Genomic DNA, 20,576 nt, shown 5'->3' with positions numbered 1-20,576 from the left:
GTCCGGGCGCCGGGACGACTGCGCGCCGCGGGTCATCCCGAATCGCGCAACCAGTTCAGAATCGTTCAGAATCGTCCAACTCGCCGGATACGGCAACGAGGTCGGCTCGCGACCGCGGCGCGGCGTCGGCGCGACCGATGCGGCGAGAACGCGGGCGCGGAGGTCAGGGGGCGGCGGTGCTGTCACCTGTCGAGCGGATGCCACGCCGGGGATATGGAGTAAGAGACAGAGAATAAGACTGGGCGGGGGTGGCACCGGCGCCAGGGGTAGGGTGGCGCCGGCGCCAGGGGTTCGGCGACCGCTCCACCGTCGATCAATCACCCTCCCGACGGGCGCCGGCCGGCAGCGCCGAAGGTATGATCCGACCGCCGTGCCAAAGCTGCGCAACTCTGTGGTCGGGGCTGCTTCGCCTGGAAAGGTTCCGGGTCAGCCGGGTTCGGCCTCGCCATCGGGAACGGTGCGGCACCCCTCCGACTCGGGAATATCATGCCTGTGAGTCGCCGGAAAACACGGCCACCACCTGCCTCGTCTCGGGGCTGAATCTCGCGAACTCCTCCTCGGTGATCAGTCCCAGCGACCGCATGCGCGCCAGTTGCAGGAAGGCAGTGGACCGCCGTAGGCCGTCGAACGCATCGGACAACGCCCGATCCCGCTTCTCGAGGAGGCGGTACACCGCCAAGTACCGCTCGTGACTACCTACTGTGGCGTCCGTCGCACGGCCGACGACTTCGGACAGGATGCGATCGCAGAAGCGATCTCGGGCGATCGGCTCCAACTGGCGAAGAATTCGCCAATCGGCCTCGCTAATCTGGCGCACCACCGTCACGCCCTCCCGATAGCCAGACGACCCGGTTCGGCCGTCTCTGGCCCGATAGCTGATCCAGCTCAGCAGCCGCGTCCCTTGGCTGTTACGGCTCACGAACCGCTTATGAGGCCGCGGTCTGCTGCAGCGCCGGGTTCGGCGTCTTGGCGCGACCCGAGTCCGGCGGCCCGCCACTGACGGAAGCACTCCGGGCACATCGGCTGCAACAGCGGCGAGACCCCCTCGGGGAACTTCTCGGAGTCGAACGGCACGCTGCCGGATGGCGGGAGGCAGTGGGCCGCCACGCACGCCGGGCAGTACCAGCACCCGATCAGGAACGCCGGGTCGTCGCTCGGGGCGTACTCCAGGTACTCCACTCCGGGCAGGGGCGAGTGAGCCACGACCGCCGCCACGAGATGCGGGCAGTTGTACAAGAACCCGTGGCCGTGCTTCGGGCAGATGACGATGCCCACGCGCGCCCTCCGCCTCCGCCGCCGAACAAAAAGCTCAGCAGCCGCGGCCGTGAGCGCTGGACCCATGCTACTCGCTGATGAGGCCGCGGTCTGCTGCAGCGTGGGGTTCGGCCGGGCATTCCCGGGTCTAGCTCAACGCTAGTCGTTCACCTGGCACCCCGGAAGCGCCCGCCGCACCTCCGCCACCCCATCACCGGTAACCCCCGTCCGCCCGACTCCTAACTTTTTCAACAGCCTACATCCCTGGATCTCCTTCAGGCCGGCGTCCGTGATCCCGGTGCGGCCGAGGTCGAGGCGGACGAGCCCAGGGATGCGGCCAACGTGCCTCAGCCCGGCGTCGGTGATGGGGGTGCTGTCGAGGCCCAGCTCCTTCAACCGCCGGCACCCGACCAAGTCCCGCAGGACTTCGTCGTTGACCGTCGCGCCGTAAAGGTCGAGGATCTCCAGGCCGGACAGCCCGGCGAAACCCGATAGGTCCGTGAGACCCGTCTTGCCGAGGTAGATCTCACGGAGTCCGCCGAGGGCGGCGAGGTGCTTGACCCCGCTGCCGGTGACCTTGGTGTTGTCGAGGCGCAGTCGCTCGAGCCGAGGCAGCGCGCCCACGGCCGACAGCCCGGCGTCGGCGACGGCGGTGTCGCGGGCCGAGAGGAGTCGGAGTCGAGGTAGGGCCGGGAGGGCCGTCAGCCCGGCGTCGGTAAGTGGAGTCTGGTCCAGGTACAGCTCCCGGAGCTGCCCCATCCCCGCCAGGTGGCGCAGGCCCGGGCCGGCCACTCGTGTTCCGACGAGGTCCAGGTCCTCCATCGCCGCCAGCCCGGCGACCCCCGCGAGCCCCGCGTCCGAGACCGGGGTCTTCTGTAGGCTCAGCTCCCGCAGGTGCTTCAGCCCGGCCAAGTGCCGGAGCTCGGCGTCCTCCAGCGGGGTAGACCACAGGACGAGCTTCTGCAGCCCCGGCAGCCCGGCGAGGTGGACGAACCCGCGGCCGGTGACCCGGGTGAAGTAGAGGTAGAGGGTCCGGAGGTCGCGCAGCCCGGCGAGGTGGACCAGCCCGGCGTCGGTGACCGCCCGGACCCCCAGGTCTAGCTCCTCCAGCCGAGACAGTCCGGCGAGGTGGGCGAGGCCGTCGTCCGTGACCCGGGTGCCGCGCAGGTTGAGGGTGCGGACTGCGGTCAGGCCGGCGAGATCCTTCAGCCCGGCGTCCGTCACGTCGGTTTCGTCCAGGTGGAGATCCCGGAGTTGCTTCATCCGGGCCAGGTCGGCCGCGCCCCGGTCCACGCCCTGCGCACCGGGGATGCTCAAGGTCCGGAGCTCGGGAAGGGCGGCCAGATGCTTCAGGCCCGCGCCCGTCACGCCGGTGCCGTACAGGTGAAGGCCGCGGAGGTCCTTGAAGGCCGCGAGCTTCCGCAGCCCCTCGTCTCCAACCCGAAGGCCCGCGAGGTCGAGGTGCTGGAGGCGGGCCAGCCCGCGGAGGTGGTCAAGCCCGTCCGGCGTGGCCTTGGTGAACCCGAGGTTGAGAGTCCGGAGGTCAGCCAGCTCGGCGAGGTGCCGAAGTCCCGCGTCGGAAACGTCGATCGACGAGCTGATGTCGAGGCCGCGGAGTTGACGGAGCCCGGCGAGGTGGGCGAGCCCGGCGTCGGTCAGCGGGGTGTCGAGATCCTGGTGGCTGAGGCCGAGGGCGTGGAGGGTGGGGAACCGACCGAGGGCCTTGAGGTTGTCCTCGGTTGTTCCCCTGGAGAAGCCAAGGTCGATCCCGAAGGGCACGGGTGGGGCGGGAAGACCGGCGAGCGCGACCGCAGCGCGGAACCCGAATCGGAACGCGGGCACCTCGCCGGGCCGGCCTGGGCTGCCGGCGCGGAACCGGTGCGAGCCGTCGTCAGGGCTCATCCACCCGACCTCGGCCCCGGCCTTGACCCACGCCCGGGTCACCGTCTCGGGGAGCGGGACCGGGGGCTCGCTTCTCGGGACCGGGGCCGCCAATAGCCGGGCGTGTCCGTCGGCGAGGCCGAAGGCGCAACACAGGAAGATGAGCCGCATACCGGATGATCTCCCTCGGCCGAACATCTAGCTCAGCAGCGGCCGCGCTACTGGCTGTGGGTCACGAATCGCAACGGAGGCGGCCGTCTGCTGCAGCGCCGGGTTCGGCCCCCGCGCTGCCATCACCTGGGGCTGAACGTCAAATCCCCGAGGCGGCCGGCCAGACCGGCGACGACATCCTCGGTCGGTCCCCACACCCACACGTGTAACCGGACCGGAGCGTATCCGGGGCCGTGGTCGTACCCGAACACAACGTCTCGCCGGACCCACCGATCGGCCGGGGCGTCACTCCGCTCGATCAGCCACGTCACGTCTCGACCACATACCCGCCCCGGGACCCGCCCCTCGTCCCCGGCGGTCTTGGACGGGTTCGGGTGGTGGCCGACGTACACCCCGGCCCCGGATCGGGACCGCTTCCCGGCCTCGACCGGCTCGGCCAACACCCAGGTGTAGAAGTCGGGGCCGTCGCGGAACTCCCAGGCGTAGCCCTCCGGAGCGGCGAGGTCCGGCTTGAGTTCCGGGAACTGTCCGCGGTGCCGATCGTCACGGGCGGCCAGTAGGTAGACACCACCGCCGATGGCGGCGAGGGCTACGGCGACGAGCAACCAGCGACTTCGTCGCATCCGCTCCTCCGTGGCCGAACAACAAGCTCAGCAGCGGCCCCCGCCCGCTGAAGCGGTGGTCACGAGAAACCTACAGGCGGGGGCCGTCTGCTGCAGCGCCGGGTTCGGCCTCTTGGTCCCATCGTAACGGCCGCCAGGTATGAGTGAGTTGTTGGCGGATCCGTTCTGCGAACTCTTGGGCCTCGCAGTCGTCTCGTGGTTCCGGACACCAGCTCGGCCCCGGCCACAGCATTGAGGCGGGGAAGCCGTCCGACACGCGGATAACGAACGCCTGCGACCCGTCATCCCGAACGTAGCGGTAATACACGCCCCGTAACATTCCAGCGACCAACTCCATCTCCTGGCGGGTCGGCGTGTGATGCTCGGCCGCTGCTACCGCTTCCACCACTGCGGTGAGTTCGGTCAGCCGGTAGCGGCGGCAGACATCCGCTGCCGAGTGTCGAACCAATCGGCTCCGATCTGCCAATCCGCGTCGTACGAGTTCCAGGCACAATTCCCGCGGAAGCCCGTCATGAATCGCTTGGAGCGCGCGGACACGCATCCCGGCGCGACCGGCAGCCATCAGGCTCCGTAGTTCCGCAGCTTGCTGTACGCTGACTTGCTCCACCCGGGAGCCCTCCGGGCCGAACAAAAAGCTCAGCAGCCGCCGAGCCCCCAACCGCGACCGATGCCCACTGACACGCTACGAATCGCCAATGGGACGGCGGTCTGCTGCAGCGCGGGGTTCGGCGTGCCTCGCGAGCCAGTCCGCCTCGGCCACCCGACACGCGGGGCAGTACCACAGCCCACGGCGAAAGTTGTCGAACCGGTGACCCATGACCACTGGCCCGCAGTCGGTGTTGGGGAACCGCTCGGCCCCCGCGCGGGTGAAGTCCGTGACCGCGCCCCGGCACCGCTGGGACATCGCCTCGGGGTCGGCGGCCAGCTCGGCCCCATGCAGCTCGCACACCCGAAGCCACACCTCGACCCGCTCGAACCCCACGTTGGGGTATGGGGCGCTGGCGGCAAACCGGGCGAGTAGTTCCTCCTGCCAGAACAGGAGCCGCCCCCGCCACCGGCCCTCGCGGTTCAGCGCGCGGACGAACTGGCGGTAGCGGTCGGGGCCAACGAACGTGGCGAACGAGTCGCGGAACTCGCTCGCCCCCATCGGTGCGCCCTCCGTCGCCGAACATCTAGCTCAGCAGCCGCGGCCGTGAGCGCTGACCCGATGCTACTCGCTATTGAGGCCGCGGTCTGCTGCAGCGCAGGGTTCGGCGGCTGCGCTACTTCCGGAACGCCTCCTCGGCGGACAACCAGCGGCGCTGTTCCAAATCGAACTGCCCGTCGTGGTAGCCGTGGTAGAACGCGAATGCTGGGCTATACTGCCTCGGCCCGCCAACCCGCTCCCACCCGTCGGCGAGCCACCGCACCAAGAACTCGGTCTCGGCCTCGGGCGACTCCCCGCCGGCCGCCTCGACTGCCATCAAGACCTCGCTGGGCAGGTCGAGCCAGCCATCGGGCAGGATCTCCTCATCGGTGTCGGTGAGGACGACCCGGTAGAAGTACGGGCACACCTCGAGCTGCAACCGACGGCCCTCGTCCATCGGAATCGGCTCGGCGAGAGCAGCCCGGAGCGCCGCGTCCAGCCGGTCGGCGTGGCGGTCGAAAACCGGACGCAGGTAGTCCGCTGGCTTCTTCGCCTCGCCCACTCCGAAGCCCTCCGCCGCCGAACAAACAGCTCAGCAGCCGCCCGGGTAGCAGACCACGACCGGAGCAGCCGAGCCAGTAACAAGCGCGAATGAGTCGGCGGTCTGCTGCAGCGTGGGGTTCGGCGTGACCACCTACTCGCGCCCGGCGGCCCGCCGCGTCAACTCTGCCGCCTCGGCTCCGACGACAGTAACCTCGTCGTCGTGGTCGTCGTGGATCACCGCAAACACCCGAGCCCCCGTCGGCTCGGCGAACACGAAGTCCCGCACCCCGGCTCGCCAGAGGTCGTCCGCCCACCCGGCGGAGTCGCGGACGGCGACCCGGACCCAGGGCAGGCACGACATCATCGACAGCTCGCGCTCCCACCGGCACGTCAGGACCGACAGGTAGCCCTCGGCTGGGCCGCCAAGGTACTCCCGGGCGAGGGCCGACAGGACCGGGCCGGCCGCGCTGTCAACCGCCGCCTCGGGCAGGAGGGCCAGAGTCGGCGCGTCTCGCCGGAGGCATTCGCGGACGGCCACCTGCACGTCGATCAGGCCGGCGACTGGGCTGGCGAACCCGATCGGGGCCAGCGAAGCAACACGCCCCAGCAGTTTTGCGAGCGCGACCCGGGCCGACCCGATTTGTAGCTTCTCCTGTAAAGTTGTCCCGGCGGGGTACTCCAGCGGCAACAATGCGGACGGGTTCGTCTGGGACACCGGTCGCCTCCGACGCCGAACAAACAGCTCAGCAGCCGCCCGGGTAGCAGACCACGACCGGAGCAGCCGAGCCAGCGAAAAGCGCCAATGAGCCGGCGGTCTGCTGCAGCGTGGGGTTCGGCCGGGCTAACTCAAACCCAACGACTGCGCACAAATGGACTGCCAAACGACCACATCAACGACCATCACGAACCGCGGATCGACTGCGTCGCCGTTGGCCGGGTTGGGGCCGCCGAGCGCCGGGTGCGGAGCGATCGCGTAGCACTGGCCTGGCCCCGGCACCTTCCCCGCCTCGTGCAGTCGTAGAACCAGCTCCGAGAGCAGGTACACTTCCTGCCACCATTGCTCGTTGACCTCGCCGACGAATCCTTCGTAGCTATCGGCCATCGGCTGCAACTGGCCGGTGAACACGTCGAGCATCTCGACGGCCCCGGTCGGCCGGCGGAGGAACCAAACCCCGAACTTGCTCATGAAGGCCGGGGCGACGGTGCCGCCGACCAGCCCGGCCCACGGGGCGAGCCACGCCTCGAACTGGTCGGGCGTGATGTCGTCGATTATCTGGTCGGCCCACGTCGGCCGTGACATCAAACCCTCTGCGGCTCGGGGCTTCAACGCCGAACATATAGCTCAGCAGCCGCGGCAGTGAGCGGTGACCCCATGCTACTCGCTTGAGAGGCCGCGGTCTGCTGTAGCGAAGGGTTCGGCGTGCCTTTGCACGGCCCGGTGGGCGGGCGAGTAATACAGCCCGTATTGCCACGGACGGTTCGCCGTCAGCTCGCCTGCTGCAACGGCCTCCTCGACCCAGGCCGTCACCTCGGCGTGTGTCGGGGTGGGCACCCCGCACGGGTTGAGCCGGGCGAAGTGGTACAGCCGCCAGATGTCGAACCCGTCCGGCTCCCCGAACTCGCCCCAGTCGAAGTCGATCGTCAGCCCGGGGAAGGTCAGCTCGATGCCGTACCCGTGCGAGTACACCCCGACCCCGTTGACCCACCGGGCGTTGTAGAGGCCCGTCTCGCCGCAGATGGTCACCCACTCGTCCGCGGTGGTGGGCAACCGCACGCCGAGCGTCGGCCCCAGCACCTCGACGACGAACGCGACGCCCCGGTCTTGGGCGTGGCGGAACCGCTCGATTAACGCGGTTAGAAACTGATGCACACCCGCTACTCGTCCGTGGTGCCGCGCCTCACCTCGCTGGTGGACTCCGTCGGCCCGCGCTCGAAGAGGCCGCGGACCAGCTCACAGTCAGCCGGCCCGAGGAGGTTCACGGCCTCCCGCGCCACGCCCCACGCGGCCTCGTATGGGTCGGGGGCCGCCAGTGCCGCGACCGCCCGGAGTGCCTGTGAGGCCGGGGCCAGCCGGACCGGGTTCGGGCTCCGCCACGGGCCGCCGCTCCTCCAGCTCTTGGGAGCTGAGTGGACCCCCTGCAGGAGTTCATCGGTGGTGATCCGGCCGGCGACGAACAACTCCGCCGCGGCCAGGAACTGCGTCGCGCGTTGGCTCTCCAGCAGTCGTCGCACGTCAGACGACAGGCACCAGAGGCAGGCTAGCAGCCGGAACGTGTCTCGGTCCGGGTGATCGCATAACGCCTCCAGCATCGCTCGTGGGTGCTCGCAGGCTCGCCACTCGGCATCAGTCACTATGGCTCCGCTCGTGTTCCGCCGAACATGAAGCTCAGCAGCCGCGGCCCGTGGCTGCACCGGGTCACGAACCGCTATTGAGGCCGCGGTCTGCTGCAGCGCCGGGTTCGGCCCGCTGGGACGCACCCGGCTAAGCAGGTCCGCAGAAGTTCTTTCGCAACAACCCCTGCCATTTCGAGGGGAATCGGCTTGTTAGTGTGAAAAGACTTTTGCGGACCTGCTTAGCAGCTCCACCAGTAGTGCCGCGTAGGCAGGCGGATGACGTAGGCAATATCAACGCCTGATGAGCATACAGGCCGGCTACTCGGGTTGGTTACTTCTTCTGCGTGTCGAAGCCGTCGATCGTCACCTGAACCAGGTCGAACTCGAACCGGGAGACGAACTTCTTGGAGGTGGGCGGGAACAGGTCGAACTTGGCTCCCGAGATGTTTCCCTTCACCGCGACCATTTTACCCTCCATGCCCTGCAACCGCTTTGCGTCAGCTTCGGCAGCCGACGGCGATGCCCCGTTGCGCCCGTTCGGGTAGGCGTGAATGCAGGTGGTCCACTCCGCCCCGCCGAGCTTGACCTTGCCGGCGACATACAGCCCGAACACATCGGCTCCTTCCAGGTTGTACCCGGTCTCCTCGCCAAGCTTGATCTCGTAGACGTACCGGCCGGACTGGTTGGGGTCGGGCTTCAGGGTCACCTTCTCTACCTTGCAGGTCACCTCGACCGTCTGTCCGTCGGCACGCGTCTTGAGCCAGGCGTTCGCCTTGTCGAGCTCGATGACCGCATTCCTTTCGGCCTTCGGCTTATGGTCTTCGGGCATCGAATCAAAGAGCTTCTGGAGGTTGGCGAGGTCGCCTGCCCGGCCGCCCTTCTCGGTGTCCGAGGCCTTACCTCCGTTGGTCCCGCCGGAATCTGAGCCTGATGAGGCTGAGCCTCCGCAACCGGTCTGAAGGGCGAGCAGGACCATAACTGCTGCAAGTGCCAGGCGCGACGGCATCGGAGGTCTCCGGTAGTCGATCAGGCAGGCATACTAGCGACTTGCAGCAGGCTCAAGTGGCGCAGGAATGGTGGCGTGGGGCGCAGTCCACGATAGACGTTCGCATGTCGGCTGACTCGCCCGCGGCGACGCCGGTAGCCGAACGAAAAGCTCACCTGCCCGGCCCGCACGTGTGGGCTGTGGTCACGGAAAACCTAGAGGCGGGCCGGGTCAGGTGCAGCGGAGGGTTCGGCCGGACTCGCTGCCACGTCGTACTGCGACTCCCGGTCGCTGTCATCTTGCGGGTTGACCCACAGCGAGACGCGGGCGAGTACACCGGCGTCCGCCAGCGCTTCGAGGTCGCTCCACTCCCAGCCCTCCGGGCACGCACTCGACACGTCCTCGTCGCCCACCAAGACCCAGTGGTACTGGCCGAAGGGCAGATACCCCAGATACTCCGTCCGGTAGACGACCCGCCGGTCGCCGGAATCACCGGCCGCCAGCCTCAGCCGCTGAGCCAGTTCCTGCTGCAACCGCGTCATGCCTACGTTCGCCTCCGGTGGCCGAACAACAAGCTCAGCTGCCCGGCCCGCACGGACAGCTCAGTGTCACAAACGCGCTGAGGCGGGCCGGGTCAGCTGCAGCTACGGGTTCGGCCTGCTGTGGTTATGTTGTTGGACCATCGGGGTTCACGCTTGACATGTACTTGGACACAACCGGGAGAAGCAACAGACCCAACGATGTCAGATAACCGGCCGACAGAATGGCGAACACCGGGCCGGCCTCTTGGCCGAACCGCGGTGGTCCGCTATCTGAGCCCGGTTCCCAGGTGGAGTATACCCAGGCTGCCGCACCAAAGGTCCAACCGCGCACGAGCATGACGACGAGTGCCAGCCAGAGCCAGCCTCGCCGGCCTCGGAGTAGTGCTACGACGGCGTAGAGAGAGACGAGTGTCTTGAACACTTCGCCTACCGCTTCCCCATTCGTGACCGGTTCACCAGAATTCCAGACGATTGCGTAGTAGATCGCCTGCCCGATCAGAAGCCAGCCGAGGACAGTGCCCAAGACGGCACGGCCCCGACGCTCTGCCACACCCATCAGTTACCCTCTGGGGCCGAACATGAAGCTCAGCAGCGGCCCCCGCCGTGCGAGCTATGGTCACGAAAAGCCTATAGGCGGGGGCCGTCTGCTGCAGCGCCGGGTTCGGCGGCGTAACCCCTACTTTCCAGCCGGAACCTGCCAGAGCTTCACCGTTTGGTCGCCGCTACCCGCCGCCAAGGTCCGCCCGTCGGGGCTGAATACCATGTCTCCGAACTGGTCCGGGTACAGACCGGACACCGCGAGGGCCTTACCCGTGGCCACGTCGTAGACCCCCACTCGAGCGTCCGTTGCCTTGCCTGGCCGCCCGTCCCAGGTCGATACCGCCAGTAGACGGTTGTCCGGGCTGAATGCCACCCTGGCGGACTGTACATCCCCGAGAGTTACTGGAGGCCGCGTCTCCCGGGTCCGGGCGTCCCACACCTCCACCGCTCCCCGACTGCCGGCGCAAGCCACCAATGTCCCGTCCCGGCTAACGGCCACGCACGCGCTCAATTTCTTGTGGCCCTTGAACCCGGCCCGCTCCTTCCCGGTCTCCACCTCCCATACCCGCACGGTCTCGGTGGAGTCGCACCCCGCGACCAACGCCCGCCCGTCTGGTGTGAACACCAACGAGGTCACGACACTCAACTCCGAACCGAGCGCGGCCCTCTGGGTCGCGTCAGCTGTCTCCCACAGCTTGATCTGCCCGGCGAAGTCTAAGAAACTCGTTGACGTGTTACCCCCCGATGCCAGGGTTCGGCCATCGGGGCTGAAGGCGATTGCGGAAATGTGCCCGGCGTGGCCTTTGAGGATGGCCCGTGTCTTGCCGGTCCTCGCGTCCCAGAGCCGGATGGCGCTCGGTAAAAGGCGCCGGTCTTCCTCCCCTCCAGCGAAGTCGCCGCCTGCGGCAGCGATGGTCTTGCCATCCGGGCTGAATGCGAGTGAGACGAACTCGGTGCCAGAGGCTTCGAACGTGGCCTTCTCCCGGGCCGTCCTCACGTCCCAGAGGCGGACGGTCCCGTCCTCCGCGGCGCTGGCCAGAAGCGTACCGTCAGGGCTATAGGCTACCGAGTTGACGTACCGGGTGTGGCCACGGAGTACTGCCCGCTCCTTGAGCCGATCTTGGCCGGCACCCGTGCCGGGCAAGGCGAGAAGCCCAAACACCACCAATGAACGACAGGCGACTGTCACAGAATGTCTCCTGTCCGCCGAACAAATAGCTCAGCAGCGGCGGGGCTGAGTGAGCTACGAGTCGCAGGAACGAGTCATGCCCTGCCGTCTGCTGCAGCGACGGGTTCGGCATCTGCTGCGACCCACCGCAGCCCGCAACACTCCGGGCAGAGGAACTTGCCCGGCTCGAACGCTGGATGCCCGACGCACCGGCATGCGACCGCCGCCGGGGGCCGTGCGGGCAGGAGCGCCGCCAACTCTGGCCACCGCCGCGCCCCCTCGACCAGCGCCGACAGCCAGTCGCATCGACCCTCGACCGGCTGCGTGCCGGGGTACGGGGCGTCGCCGTCGGTGGACCACCGGACCACCTCGCCGTCGGCCCGCAGCCCGAACGTCTCGAACCAGTGACGGATCAGCGGGAGGGCGGCGAACTCCCCGACTGCCGCGGCCTCCCAGTGGTGGTATGGCTCGGTCGCCTCGGCCGGGTAGCTGGCAATCCGGGCCGCGATCCACGCTGACAGTTCCGGGGGCACCGCGACTCGCACCGCCGAAGCCCTCCGTCGCCGAACATAAAGCTCAGCAGCGGCCCCCGCCCGTGCGAGCTGTGGTCACGACATACCTACAGGCGGGGGCCGTCTGCTGCAGCGCCGGGTTCGGCCCGCTTGGGGTTGTAGTCCTCAGCGGCCTCCCGCACGTCCGGGTCGCTGCTGCTCAGCCCCAGAGGGACCAGCCGCTGCACCAACCCTGCGTCGAGCAACTCCGCCAGTTCCAACAGCCGACGGTACTCCCAATAGTCGGACAGGTCCAGCGCCTCGGCGGCCACTCGCTCGACATGGGCCATCACCCAGGGCCGGGGCATGGCGAGCACCTGGTTACGACCCGCGACAATCCGGCCGGCGTTCTGCGGCTGACACGCCAACTGGACGGCAGCGCGGAGTGCGTCGAGCCTCGGTTCCGCCTCAACCATCCGGTGTGCCTCCGGTGGCCGAACAACAAGCTCAGCAGCGGTGGGGCTGTGTGAGCTATGGGTCGCAGAAACGAATCATGCCCCGCCGTCTGCTGCAGCGCCGGGTTCGGCCTGCCTTTGCTCGGCGGCTGCGACCGCGTCCGCCAGCTCGCCGTCGTACTGCTCGGATTCGTCCGGCTGCCCAGCCGCGAGCCGCCGGCGGGCCTCGGCAAGCACAGGTCCGTCCGCGGTGCGCTGCCGCAGGAACAATGCCAGCCCAGCGTCCGGGAGGTCGGCAATCGGCACCGACCACCATAGCTTGAGCCGTTCGAGCAGACCGGTCTGCCACTCCGGGTCGTCGATCCACGGCCCGTACAGGTCAGCGGCGGACATGCAGGCTCCTCCGCGGCCGAACATAAAGCTCAGCAGCCGCCGGGCATCGTACCACGACCGGTAGCAACGTGGCCGCTGAAAAGCGCGAGTGAGCAGGCGGTCTGCTGCAGCGCGGGGTTCGGCCAGCTAGCTGTGGAGAGGTGGGACGCCCTCCCATTGCAGTGCCGGTTTATGGCTCACCCGCTCCAGCGCGACCTCGACTACCTGCCCGTCCCCGAGAATACCACTCGGCGGGGGCGAGGAGAACACGGTCAGCCGATACCACCCGTCGGCGGCACGGAGCTGCTGAGGCGCAGGGCATTCGGCCGACCACTCCATCAGGTCGTACAGGTCGCGGACGCAGATCGTGCCGCTTCGGACATGGAGCCCGAGCCGCAACTTGAACGCTGCCGCCTGGACAGCGGCCTCGTCCGGCAGCCCCTCGGTGAACCGGAACCGGAACGAACCAGGTGAGCCGGTGGCGAACGCGGTGAGCTGGCACTCCATCACGTGTCGAGCCACGTCGGCCGGGTTCCAGAAGTCGGAGCGGAGGTAGTCCGCGCCCTCGGGGATGTGTGCGACCGCTGGCGGGGAGTACAAGATCAAGCCGAGGCCGCGGATGTCGAGTGCGACCTCGCGCATGAGCGCCTCCGGTGGCCGAACAACTAGCTCAGCAGCCGCGGCCGGTGCGAGCTGTCCTGATGTTACTCACTGTCGAGGCCGCGGTCTGCTGCAGCGAGAGGTTCGGCGCTCGGCCTCAGCGGAGGTCGGGCACCGCGACTGCAGGCTCGATCTCGATGTACCGTCGGCCCTCGTCGAAGGACATCCAGCGGGTGACGTTCTCGGCCAGGTGAAGCGCCGCCCAGTCGATCTCCGCCCGCGAGCCGACCGGCCCAGGCAGGAGCAGGGCGAAATCCCACTCGGCTTGGGCGGGGCCGTTGCAGATCCAGCACCCACCTGTGATCCGTGGCGACGGGCCGTCGAGGATGTAGTCACGGGGGGCGAAGCCGTCGCACCAGAAGTACTGGTAGCGGCGTTCCGGCAGCCCCGCGAACTCGCGGCACAGGCGGAACTCCAGGCTGCCCCAGAAGTACGCCTCGTCCACTTGCTCCACCCTCCGCCGGCTCGGGCCTTCAACGCCGAACAAAAAGCTCAGCAGCCGCGGCCGCTGGCGCTGTGGGTCACGAATCGCTACCGAGGCCGCGGTCTGCTGCAGCGCCGGGTTCGGCGCCTGGGCTGAACCACTCCAACGGCTTGCCCTCCGCCACGGAGTCGAGCAGAGCCAGCGCCGTCCAAGCTGTGCCGCAGCTGCGACAGCGAACGTACCGGCCGATGCCCAGCCCGCGGGGTCCGTTCGGATGACTCGTGCCAAGGTTCTCGAAGTTGGAGCCCCCGCAATTCTCGCATGACGAGGGTGTGCAACTCTCGATAGCTCGCCAGTCGATCACCTCCACCTCCGACGCCGAACAAAAAGCTCAGCAGCCGCCGGTGATCAGACCACGACCCGGCCGCGCGAACAAGCAGAAACCGCGAATGAGCCGGCGGTCTGCTGCAGCGTGGGGTTCGGCGCCTGCGGCTCACTACGGCACGAACGACAGCCGACTCCCTGGCAGAACGACCTCGGCATCGAGCGCCAGGGTGACGACTGCCGGCGCGTCAAGCGGAGCGACGAACCCTAACTCTGCAGCCACCGGCCGGCGCTCTCCGCCGGGCAACACAAGTACGGTCCGAGGCCACGGCAACTGCATAGCGTGCAGGTAGCTGACACCCAGCGTGGCGATCGTCACGACGCCGCTCCGCAAACGAATCCGCTCCACAGACGCGATCGGCACATCGTTGAGTTCGGACGCCACGCCCATCGGGCACCCTCCGGCCGCCGAACGATCAAGCTCAGCAGCGGCGGGGCACGCTGAGCTTATGGATCACGAAAACCAATGACTGCCCCGCCGTCTGCTGCAGCGCCTGGTTCGGCGTGCCTTTGTCGCTGCTGCGGGCTACGCCAGCATCAACTCGAAACCTGTGGCCTCGGCCGCGATCTCGGCGAGCCGGGCGAAGAACTCCGGCCCGACCCCGGCCGCCGTGTGGTCGGCGACCCTCAACTGGCACGGCCCGCCCGGCCAGCCAGGGCCGCCGGCGACGATGGCATCGCGAAACGCGTCGAGGTTGCGGCCGAAGTACGCCGCGCCGTCGGGCTGCACCACAGCTAGGTACTCCCGCCAGAACGCGGCTTCGCTCGTCACGCGGGAGCCTTCAATGGTGGCGACTCGCACCCCGAGGCCCTCCAGCCGCCGAACATATAGCTCAGCAGCCGCGGCCGTGAGCGCTACACGTCAGGAATCGCTACCGAGGCCGCGGTCTGCTGCAGCGTAGGGTTCGGCGCGACGCCTACACCCACCCTGCTGCCCCCGGGAACTGCCCGACTGCTACCCGCGGCCGCCCGACCGCCCACGGGCACGCGCCCAGCGGCTCGACCCAGTGGGCGAACCCGCCGGCCTGCCACGAGCCGCCGCCCAACTCCCGGACGAACAGTTCGGCGACCTCGCGGCCCCAGGCCAGGGCGGCGGCCTCGTCCGGGGCGTCGATGACGACCCACTGGCTCGACTCATCGTCCCACCCGGCGCGGGCGTTGGCCGACGACTGCTGCGGCGACTCGTACCCGAAGCGGAAGACGAACGCCATCTGGTGCGCTTCCCTCGCCGAACATATAGCTCAGCAGCGGCGGGGCTGTGTGAGCTGTGGGCCGCAGAAGCAAATCACGCCCCGCCGTCTGCTGCAGCGCGGGGTTCGGCACCTCGGGCCTGGTCGCCCGGCTTACTTCTTCTTCAGTGCATCCAGGGCGGCCGCTAACCCCTTCTGCTCCGTGAGTACTTTTGCGTCAGGGTCTAACATGCCGGCGGCCGCGAGCCAGACCCGGGCTGCCGGAGCCAACTCGGCCAGTTTCCCCCTCCCCTCCTCCTCCGCCCAGGCACCCACGGACTCGAACCGTACGGTCCTGTTGACGTGCTCGCCGGCGAGTACTGTGAGGGTGTCCCATCCGCCGTGAAGGGCGAGCGGGCCGTACTCGCGCCGGAGAGTCGGATACCGCTCCTGACGTAGGACCTGGCGGAAGGACCCCGCTCGCCCGGCTGGGACGGTGAATCGGCTCCGCTCCGCTTTCGGGTGGCTTCCAGTGGTAAGCTCGCCGTCACCGCCTGAGTTGATGCTCCAAACCCACCGGTAGGGCCGACCCGGCGTGGGGTAGCCACCATGCCTGCAGAAGAGGATCGTCAGGGGCTCATCCCGAAGAGCTTGATCGTCCAGCGCGTCCGCGGGATGCGTCGCTTCGTCTTGGACGGGGAGCGCGAGAGCGGCTGTGGAGGCCGCGATCACGGCGAGCATCAGCCTGAGGGCCGGCATCTGATGACCTCCGTGGCCGAACATGAAGCTCAGCAGCCGCCCGGGCATGATGTCACGACCGGAGCCGCCGAGCCAGCAGAAAGCGCCAGTGAGCCGGCGGTCTGCTGCAGCGCCGGGTTCGGCCGGGCTCACCCCTGCCGCTCCTGCCACTCGGCGAACCCGTCGTGGAACGAGTCGCGGGTGACCTCCAACCCGAACGCCTCGACCAGCGCCTTCAGCGGGTCCGTACCCCCGAACGGATACCCCCAGGGGTTGTACTCCAGCCGGCCGGCCCGCCCGTCGAACGTCAGTCCGACCAGCTCGTAGTCGCCGGCCAGAATGCAGTCCAACAGATCCTCCAGCGACCACTCCGGACCCGACATCGCCTCGATCGCGTCAGCGTCGAGCAGGTCGATCCACCTCGGGTTCCGCACGACCGCGTCCCGGTCAGCCTCCGCGTCTCGCTCCAGCGCCGTCTTCGCCGACTGCAGGCCATCGAAGAACCGGGCAAGCGCGGCGTAACGAGCTGCGGTCCCCTCGAACGCGATGTAAAAGTCGGCGTCCGCCATGCAAATGCACCGAGAGGCCGAACAAAAAGCTCAGCAGCCGCCGAGCCGGCAACCGCGACCGATGCCTACGAGCATGCTACGAATCGCCAAGGAGCTGGCGGTCTGCTGCAGCGTGGGGTTCGGCCTCTACCGTGAACACACTCCGGCTGACGACCGCGAGCCTGGCAGCATCGTACTGCAACGGGGCGGGTACATGTAGGACCACATGCCCCGACCGCAGCCAGAGCAGGGGGCCGGCCCCGGACATCATCAGTTGCCCGGCCGGGCGGCGTTCCGCCGTCAGCCACTCGGCCAGCGCGTCCCACAGCTCGCCGCACTGGTCGCTGACATCGGCCATGTAGCACGGCACGAGCTGGTCAGGGTGTTCAGCCCGCCACGCCGCGACGGCCGTGGCGACCAGCGCCCGCGAGTGCATGGCGTGGACGGCCCAGTTGACCCACAGGAACAGGAACGCCCGCGGCTGGGCCAGCGCCGCGGCAAACTCGCTACGGTGCTGAATCGGCGTCACCCTCGGAAGCCTCCGGTGGCCGAACAAAAAGCTCAGCAGCCGCCCTGGAATCGTATCACGGACCGGCCCAGCGCTGCCGCTGAAACGCGCGAATGAGCCGGCGGCCTGCTGCAGCGTGGGGTTCGGCCTCAGCGTGTATGTCCAGGGGGCAACGGTCGATTGGCCCTGTCCCACTCCCGCTTTGCGGCGAACGCCCTGGCCAGCGGGGGTGGGACCGGCTGCGGTAGCGGCACCCAGAAGTAGTAGTGGTCGTCCAGCTCGCAGAACACGGTCATGCCGCTGACCCGCTCGTCGTTCGGCAGATCGAAGCTCGTCTCGTAGGGGCCGAATCGGCCGGCCCAGACCCGAACGCCAAGGGTGGGGCCAGTCCGGTCGGACTCGTCCCGCCGCTTGGGCACGTACCCGTCCGGCTCGGCGGCGCGGAGGGCGGCGGTCAGGTAGTCGAGCGACTCCGGGTCGTCGATGACGAACGGTGTCGCAAGGTGCATCCCCTCGACCCGCGTGACGCGGACCTCCTGATCCCCGCGGAGCAGCCGCAAGAAGCGGTCGTGGGGGATGGACCCCACCGTCCAGCAGCCCCAGCACCACAGGCATGGGGAGCAGGCGAGCGCAGCGAGCAGGAGCCGCCGTGTCCAACGCCCCACACGCACTGGCAAGCCCTCCGGGGCCGAACACCCAGCTCAGCAGCGGCCCCCGCCCGTGTGAGCTGTGGCCACCAGAAACCTATAGGCGGGGGCCGTCTGCTGCAGCGCCGGGTTCGGCCCTTGCGGGCTTGAGGCGGGCGAGCAACTCCAGCAGCGCGGCCCGCGCCTGCCCGGCAGGGCACCGGATGCCCTCCTCACGTGTGCGGACGAGGTCGCCCTCCTCCCACCTCTCGTGGTACGACAAGTTCACGTACCGCCCGTCGGCGAACACCATGATGCACGGCTGCTGCGACGACTCCGCGAACGTTGCCGCACGGGAGAGCGAGAGCCGCATGTGCGAGGTGCCGAGGTACACCCGCTTGGCTCGGAGGATGTCGGCCACGGAGTCGAGGAACCGGACCATCTCCGGCCCGCCGTGCAGGGCGTGGTCCGGCTCGCGGTAAAAGGCGTAGACCGAGTCCAGATCCCGCACACCTTCCACCGCGATGCCCTCCGGGGCCGAACAGGAAGCTCAGCAGCGGCCCCCGCCCGTGTGAGCTGTGGTCACGAAAAACCTACAGGCGGGGGCCGTCTGCTGCAGCGCCGGGTTCGGCGTCTTGGGGCAGCACCTGTAGCAATGCCTCCGAGGTCAGCATCTCGTAGCGGGCCGGCGAGAAGTCCACCGGATGCACCACGACCCGCTGAACTCGGATGACGGCACCGAGCCCGCGAGGACGCAGCACCCATTCTGCGCCCGAGCGGATCGCCTCTCGGGCCTCGGCCACGGCACCCGCGTCGGCGTCGGACGGCTGCGTGCGGAGAACCTCAACCGTGACGCCGGCCTCGGCGGGGCACAACTCCACGTCCGCCTCGTAGATGGCGACGTAGGACGCCCCGCTCGACATCTGCCTCACCTTATGGACACGCAACTCCACGCCGCAAAGCCCTCCGCCGCCGAACATAAAGCTCAGCTGCCCGGCCCGCTGCGTGAGCTACGGGTCACAGTCGCGCCGAGGCGGGCCGGGTCAGCTGCAGCGACGGGTGCCCCGTTGCACGTTAGCTGACCCTGTCACGTCCTGGCCGGCGTTGGAATCTCCCGGGGTAACTCGCCCCGGGGACGCGGTGACCGGCTCGCCGGCGGCCAACATCTTGCGGATGATTGGCCGGTCGGTCGGTCCCGTGTACAGCGGCCCCGGCGGCGCGGCCGACCCGAAGGTCACCACCCCGCCAGCCGGGACGTTGAACGTCTTCCGCCCCTTCACGACCTCCGAGAACCGGAGGTAAAGGTTGGCGTTCGTCCGGGCGAAGGCGCTGCCGACGGCGGCCCAGTCCGCGGCACCGGCGCCGAGGGACTCGGCTAACCGGTCAAGTGCGCCGAGGGCGGCTTCGACCTGCCGCTGAGGGTCCACCCGCGAGGGGGCGGGTCGGTGGGTCGCGAGCCGCCGCTCGAGCGCGGACTCCTGGTCCTTCAGCCTCAGGAACACCTCCGCGACCGCAGCCCGTTCCTCCCGTGTCTCCGATAGCGCCATGTTCTCTGCCGCCTTCTGCACCTTACGGCGGAGACCCGCCAGGTCAGTCCGGACTGCGTCCAGTTGACGCTGCGCCGGGTCGTCCCCCCGTTCGGCGTCCGCCAGCTCGCCCAACCGCGTTTTCAACTTGGCGAGCCTGGACGGGGTGAGCACCAGCTGGCGAAGGCAGTCGAGGACGAACCGCGTCGCCGTCTCGCCCTGGACCGTGTTGTGGCGGCAGCACCTCGCCTCCGAGTTCTGGTACAGCCCGCACCCGTAGCACCACTTCCCCCGCTTCGCGTAGCGGTACATCAGCCAGCCGCAGGTCAGGTCGTAGATCCGACCACCGAGCGGGTTCGGGGACTGCCCGCGGGTACGCGCCTTACCCTTCAGGTGCCGGCCGCGGGCCGCGATCACCTCCCGAACGAGCTCGAACTTCTCCGGCGTCGTCACCGCGTCCGACTTGGCCGGCGTGCGGATGATCTGGTCTGCCGGGTTGGCCACCGTCTTGAGCTTGCCGTCGGGGGAGTAGTCGCCTCGCCCGAGTGCGCGGGGGCCGTCCTTGGTGAACCGGAGTTGGTCGCCTTCGGAGCGCTTGCCGTACTCCCACACCGCGATCAGGAGGGGGTGCGTGGCGATGTTCCGCACCGTGTTTTGCGTCCATTGGCCGCTGGTCTCGAACTTGACCCCGTTCCGCGTCCGCACGTGCCCGGCCTTCGGCGAGGGGATGCCCTCCGCATTCAGGATCCGCGCGACCCGCGCCGCCGGCGTCGCCTCGATCAGGTCCAGGATCCGCCGGACCACGGCCAACTCCTCGGTCGCGGTGGGCAGCCAGAGGACGTGGTGCCCGGGCAGCTTCACCCGCTCGTGGTCCTCGAGTTGCCGCTTCCGGGTGCCGTCCTCGGCGCACAGCCACCGGCGGAAGCCGTAGAGCGGCTCGCCGCCGATCGAGAACCCGCCGCGGGCGAGCCGGATCTTGGCGTGGATCAGCTTCTCGGCCAGATCCCGGCGGAACTTCCCCGACTCGTTGTACTCGATCAGGCTGGTGAGCAGGTCGGCCAGCTCGATCCGCTCCCCGGGTCCGACGGCCGGGAGCACCTTCCCGCCCATCAGCACGATGGTCAGTCCGGCCGACCGGAGCTGGTACTCGATGAGCATGCTGTCGAGCGGGTTGTCGGGGCGGCCGAGGCGGTCGCGCTTGCTGACGAACAGGTGCGACACCGAGGGGTCGGACGCCGCCCGCTCGCGGAACTGGTCGAAGCCGGGGCGGCTCAACAGGTTCCCGCTGACGCCGTAATCGAGGTACAGGTCGCCGTCGGCGGGCTGGCCGCGGGCGATCATCGCGGTGATCGCCTCCGGGGTGCCGGAGAAGGACACGCCGAGCCGCGCGGCCTCGCCCCGCGCCCACTCGACGTACTGCGGCGGGGCCAACTCGGAGTGGGCCTCCGAGTCGCGGTGGTAGAACAGCCCGCGGCCCTTCTCCGGTCGCTTCGTCATGAGCGGGATCC

Annotated in this window: 28 protein-coding genes; all 28 read right to left on the bottom strand. The window is 68.8% G+C overall.

The window, feature by feature from the left end; all coding sequences use genetic code 11:
• Positions 1-484 precede the first annotated feature (484 nt).
• The 28 genes from ETAA1_RS08865 to ETAA1_RS08730 all read right to left on the bottom strand — a co-directional run bounded on the left by ETAA1_RS08865 (position 485) and on the right by ETAA1_RS08730 (position 20,565).
• The gene (locus ETAA1_RS08865; RefSeq protein ID WP_145236504.1) at positions 485-919 is read right to left on the bottom strand and encodes a hypothetical protein; all 435 of its coding nucleotides are present in this window, start codon (positions 917-919) and stop codon (positions 485-487) included.
• Positions 916-1,275: a hypothetical protein gene (locus ETAA1_RS08860; protein ID WP_145236501.1), complete on the bottom strand. Its 360-nt coding sequence runs from the start codon at positions 1,273-1,275 to the stop codon at positions 916-918. The genes ETAA1_RS08865 and ETAA1_RS08860 overlap by 4 nt, the downstream gene beginning before the upstream one ends.
• Before the next feature lie 138 nt (positions 1,276-1,413).
• Entirely contained in the window at positions 1,414-3,306 is a 1,893-nt protein-coding gene (locus ETAA1_RS08855; RefSeq protein WP_145236498.1) for a leucine-rich repeat domain-containing protein, read from the bottom strand.
• A gap of 122 nt (positions 3,307-3,428) precedes the next feature.
• Positions 3,429-3,929 carry a hypothetical protein gene (locus ETAA1_RS08850; RefSeq protein WP_145236495.1) on the bottom strand — a complete coding sequence of 167 codons (501 nt, stop codon included), beginning with the start codon at positions 3,927-3,929 and terminating at the stop codon, positions 3,429-3,431.
• A 682-nt stretch (positions 3,930-4,611) separates the two neighbouring features.
• Positions 4,612-5,076 carry a hypothetical protein gene (locus ETAA1_RS08845; RefSeq protein WP_145236493.1) on the bottom strand — a complete coding sequence of 155 codons (465 nt, stop codon included), beginning with the start codon at positions 5,074-5,076 and terminating at the stop codon, positions 4,612-4,614.
• Positions 5,077-5,191: 115 nt separating this feature from the next.
• Positions 5,192-5,617 (bottom strand): hypothetical protein, encoded by a 426-nt coding sequence (locus ETAA1_RS08840; RefSeq protein ID WP_145236490.1) that lies wholly within the window; start codon positions 5,615-5,617, stop codon positions 5,192-5,194.
• A 132-nt stretch (positions 5,618-5,749) separates the two neighbouring features.
• Positions 5,750-6,313, bottom strand: coding sequence for a hypothetical protein (locus ETAA1_RS08835; RefSeq protein ID WP_145236487.1), 564 nt, complete (start codon positions 6,311-6,313; stop codon positions 5,750-5,752).
• A gap of 126 nt (positions 6,314-6,439) precedes the next feature.
• The gene (locus tag ETAA1_RS08830; RefSeq protein WP_145236485.1) at positions 6,440-6,898 is read right to left on the bottom strand and encodes a hypothetical protein; all 459 of its coding nucleotides are present in this window, start codon (positions 6,896-6,898) and stop codon (positions 6,440-6,442) included.
• A gap of 75 nt (positions 6,899-6,973) precedes the next feature.
• Positions 6,974-7,468, bottom strand: a complete 495-nt coding sequence (locus ETAA1_RS08825; protein WP_145236482.1) for a DUF6896 domain-containing protein — start codon at positions 7,466-7,468, stop codon at positions 6,974-6,976.
• Between the two features lie 5 nt (positions 7,469-7,473).
• A complete protein-coding gene (locus ETAA1_RS08820; protein WP_145236480.1) occupies positions 7,474-7,830 on the bottom strand; it encodes a hypothetical protein in 357 nt (118 codons plus the stop codon).
• A 433-nt stretch (positions 7,831-8,263) separates the two neighbouring features.
• On the bottom strand, positions 8,264-8,938 hold the full coding sequence (locus ETAA1_RS08815) for a hypothetical protein (RefSeq protein ID WP_145236477.1): 675 nt from the start codon (positions 8,936-8,938) through the stop codon (positions 8,264-8,266).
• 194 nt (positions 8,939-9,132) lie between these two features.
• Positions 9,133-9,459, bottom strand: coding sequence for a hypothetical protein (locus ETAA1_RS08810; RefSeq protein WP_145236474.1), 327 nt, complete (start codon positions 9,457-9,459; stop codon positions 9,133-9,135).
• A 676-nt stretch (positions 9,460-10,135) separates the two neighbouring features.
• Positions 10,136-11,188 carry a WD40 repeat domain-containing protein gene (locus tag ETAA1_RS08805; protein WP_145236471.1) on the bottom strand — a complete coding sequence of 351 codons (1,053 nt, stop codon included), beginning with the start codon at positions 11,186-11,188 and terminating at the stop codon, positions 10,136-10,138.
• 74 nt (positions 11,189-11,262) lie between these two features.
• Entirely contained in the window at positions 11,263-11,700 is a 438-nt protein-coding gene (locus ETAA1_RS08800) for a hypothetical protein (protein WP_145236469.1), read from the bottom strand.
• A gap of 86 nt (positions 11,701-11,786) precedes the next feature.
• Positions 11,787-12,026 carry a hypothetical protein gene (locus ETAA1_RS08795; protein ID WP_145236466.1) on the bottom strand — a complete coding sequence of 80 codons (240 nt, stop codon included), beginning with the start codon at positions 12,024-12,026 and terminating at the stop codon, positions 11,787-11,789.
• A 183-nt stretch (positions 12,027-12,209) separates the two neighbouring features.
• On the bottom strand, positions 12,210-12,506 hold the full coding sequence (locus tag ETAA1_RS08790) for a hypothetical protein (RefSeq protein WP_145236463.1): 297 nt from the start codon (positions 12,504-12,506) through the stop codon (positions 12,210-12,212).
• A gap of 126 nt (positions 12,507-12,632) precedes the next feature.
• On the bottom strand, positions 12,633-13,127 hold the full coding sequence (locus ETAA1_RS08785) for a hypothetical protein (RefSeq protein WP_145236461.1): 495 nt from the start codon (positions 13,125-13,127) through the stop codon (positions 12,633-12,635).
• A gap of 115 nt (positions 13,128-13,242) precedes the next feature.
• Positions 13,243-13,599, bottom strand: coding sequence for a hypothetical protein (locus ETAA1_RS08780; RefSeq protein WP_145236459.1), 357 nt, complete (start codon positions 13,597-13,599; stop codon positions 13,243-13,245).
• A 466-nt stretch (positions 13,600-14,065) separates the two neighbouring features.
• A complete protein-coding gene (locus tag ETAA1_RS08775) occupies positions 14,066-14,344 on the bottom strand; it encodes a hypothetical protein (protein WP_145236456.1) in 279 nt (92 codons plus the stop codon).
• A gap of 135 nt (positions 14,345-14,479) precedes the next feature.
• A complete protein-coding gene (locus tag ETAA1_RS08770; RefSeq protein ID WP_261342011.1) occupies positions 14,480-14,755 on the bottom strand; it encodes a barstar family protein in 276 nt (91 codons plus the stop codon).
• Between the two features lie 115 nt (positions 14,756-14,870).
• Positions 14,871-15,164, bottom strand: a complete 294-nt coding sequence (locus ETAA1_RS08765) for a hypothetical protein (RefSeq protein WP_145236452.1) — start codon at positions 15,162-15,164, stop codon at positions 14,871-14,873.
• A gap of 132 nt (positions 15,165-15,296) precedes the next feature.
• Positions 15,297-16,013 carry a hypothetical protein gene (locus tag ETAA1_RS08760; RefSeq protein ID WP_145236451.1) on the bottom strand — a complete coding sequence of 239 codons (717 nt, stop codon included), beginning with the start codon at positions 16,011-16,013 and terminating at the stop codon, positions 15,297-15,299.
• Positions 16,010-16,429, bottom strand: coding sequence for a hypothetical protein (locus ETAA1_RS08755; RefSeq protein WP_145236449.1), 420 nt, complete (start codon positions 16,427-16,429; stop codon positions 16,010-16,012). Before ETAA1_RS08755 ends, ETAA1_RS08760 begins: the two co-directional genes overlap by 4 nt.
• 76 nt (positions 16,430-16,505) lie before the next feature.
• On the bottom strand, positions 16,506-16,937 hold the full coding sequence (locus ETAA1_RS08750) for a hypothetical protein (RefSeq protein WP_145236447.1): 432 nt from the start codon (positions 16,935-16,937) through the stop codon (positions 16,506-16,508).
• Positions 16,938-17,065: 128 nt separating this feature from the next.
• Positions 17,066-17,503: a hypothetical protein gene (locus ETAA1_RS08745; protein WP_145236444.1), complete on the bottom strand. Its 438-nt coding sequence runs from the start codon at positions 17,501-17,503 to the stop codon at positions 17,066-17,068.
• Positions 17,504-17,660: 157 nt separating this feature from the next.
• Positions 17,661-18,053 carry a hypothetical protein gene (locus ETAA1_RS08740; RefSeq protein WP_145236441.1) on the bottom strand — a complete coding sequence of 131 codons (393 nt, stop codon included), beginning with the start codon at positions 18,051-18,053 and terminating at the stop codon, positions 17,661-17,663.
• Positions 18,054-18,135: 82 nt separating this feature from the next.
• Positions 18,136-18,495: a hypothetical protein gene (locus ETAA1_RS31715; RefSeq protein WP_202920771.1), complete on the bottom strand. Its 360-nt coding sequence runs from the start codon at positions 18,493-18,495 to the stop codon at positions 18,136-18,138.
• Positions 18,496-18,585: 90 nt separating this feature from the next.
• A complete protein-coding gene (locus ETAA1_RS08730; RefSeq protein WP_145236436.1) occupies positions 18,586-20,565 on the bottom strand; it encodes a recombinase family protein in 1,980 nt (659 codons plus the stop codon).
• Between the last annotated feature and the right edge of the window lie 11 nt (positions 20,566-20,576).

The organism is Urbifossiella limnaea (genome assembly GCF_007747215.1).
GTDB lineage: Bacteria > Planctomycetota > Planctomycetia > Gemmatales > Gemmataceae > Urbifossiella > Urbifossiella limnaea.
This window is presented reverse-complemented; position numbering and strand designations above follow the sequence as displayed.

What these genes read in the sequence shown, in the direction of transcription:
- ETAA1_RS08845 (WP_145236493.1), bottom strand. Translation starts at nt 5,076, where the DNA reads ATGGGGGCGAGCGAGTTCCGCGACTCGTTCGCCACGTTCGTTGGCCCC.
- ETAA1_RS08790 (WP_145236463.1), bottom strand. Translation starts at nt 12,506, where the DNA reads ATGTCCGCCGCTGACCTGTACGGGCCGTGGATCGACGACCCGGAGTGG.
- ETAA1_RS08830 (WP_145236485.1), bottom strand. Translation starts at nt 6,898, where the DNA reads ATGTCACGGCCGACGTGGGCCGACCAGATAATCGACGACATCACGCCC.
- ETAA1_RS08785 (WP_145236461.1), bottom strand. Translation starts at nt 13,127, where the DNA reads ATGCGCGAGGTCGCACTCGACATCCGCGGCCTCGGCTTGATCTTGTAC.
- ETAA1_RS08775 (WP_145236456.1), bottom strand. Translation starts at nt 14,344, where the DNA reads ATGGGCGTGGCGTCCGAACTCAACGATGTGCCGATCGCGTCTGTGGAG.
- ETAA1_RS08765 (WP_145236452.1), bottom strand. Translation starts at nt 15,164, where the DNA reads ATGGCGTTCGTCTTCCGCTTCGGGTACGAGTCGCCGCAGCAGTCGTCG.
- ETAA1_RS08850 (WP_145236495.1), bottom strand. Translation starts at nt 3,929, where the DNA reads ATGCGACGAAGTCGCTGGTTGCTCGTCGCCGTAGCCCTCGCCGCCATC.
- ETAA1_RS08730 (WP_145236436.1), bottom strand. Translation starts at nt 20,565, where the DNA reads ATGACGAAGCGACCGGAGAAGGGCCGCGGGCTGTTCTACCACCGCGAC.
- ETAA1_RS08855 (WP_145236498.1), bottom strand. Translation starts at nt 3,306, where the DNA reads ATGCGGCTCATCTTCCTGTGTTGCGCCTTCGGCCTCGCCGACGGACAC.
- ETAA1_RS08755 (WP_145236449.1), bottom strand. Translation starts at nt 16,429, where the DNA reads ATGGCGGACGCCGACTTTTACATCGCGTTCGAGGGGACCGCAGCTCGT.
- ETAA1_RS08815 (WP_145236477.1), bottom strand. Translation starts at nt 8,938, where the DNA reads ATGCCGTCGCGCCTGGCACTTGCAGCAGTTATGGTCCTGCTCGCCCTT.
- ETAA1_RS08810 (WP_145236474.1), bottom strand. Translation starts at nt 9,459, where the DNA reads ATGACGCGGTTGCAGCAGGAACTGGCTCAGCGGCTGAGGCTGGCGGCC.
- ETAA1_RS08795 (WP_145236466.1), bottom strand. Translation starts at nt 12,026, where the DNA reads ATGCCCCGGCCCTGGGTGATGGCCCATGTCGAGCGAGTGGCCGCCGAG.